General features: G+C 48.2%; 1 protein-coding gene. It reads left to right on the top strand.

Annotated features, from left to right (window positions below):
* Positions 1-14: 14 nt before the first annotated feature.
* The coding region (locus KG118_RS17555; protein WP_394369747.1) for a DUF3575 domain-containing protein at positions 15-866 on the top strand (852 nt) is incomplete at its 3' end.

The following is an 866-nucleotide window of genomic DNA, read 5'->3' as shown; positions in this document are numbered from 1 at the left end:
TACCGCAACACCGCATACGCACCTCCGCACAGGCAGAGAGCTGGGAAGCCCTGCGTGAAGCCATAGGCAACGACACGCTACTACCCTGCCGGGACGAGATATTGCAGATACTCGAACTGGACGCCACCGAATCCCGGAAAGAAGCCCTCTTGAAGAAACTGAATGCGGGGATTCCCTACGGGTACTTGAGACGGCAGATATTGCCGCAAGTGCGGAACGCGTCCATATGTACCGTATATATGAATGCAGAAGGAAGAGATACTCTGTATATGAATGCAGAGGGAAGAGATTCTCTGCCTATAAGCGCAGAGAGAAGAGATACCCTGTATATGAACGCAGAGGGAAGAGATTCTTCGCTTACGCTCAGAATGACAGGGAAAGACAAAGCGGAAGCAACCGGAACAAGCGGAGCGGATAATGCAGGTGTTACAGACACTTGTCATTCAGAGCGAAGCGAAGAATCCCCTCTCACAGGTATTACAGACAATACAGGCAATACAGGCATTACAAATAATACCAATGCTACAAATAATACCAATATCACAGACATTCGTCATTCAGAGCGAAGCGAAGAATCTCCTCTCGCAGGTATTACAGACAATACAGGCATTACAAATAATGCCAATGCTACAAATAATACCAATATCACAGACATTCGTCATTCAGAGCGAAGCGAAGAATCTCCTCTCACAGGCATTACAAACAATACAGGTATTACAGACAATGCAAGTATCACAGACAATACAAGCATTGCAACCCACACCCGCCCCCTCTTCGCCCTAAAAACCAACCTCCTCTTCGATGCCGCCCTCATGCCCAACATCGAACTGGAACTCCCCATAGGAAAACGCTGGTCCCTCAACGCC

Source organism: Bacteroides propionicigenes (assembly GCF_018390535.1).
In the GTDB taxonomy this organism is placed as follows: domain Bacteria; phylum Bacteroidota; class Bacteroidia; order Bacteroidales; family Bacteroidaceae; genus Bacteroides; species Bacteroides propionicigenes.
Note: the sequence above shows the minus strand (reverse complement) of the source record. Positions and strands in the feature narration are given on the sequence as shown.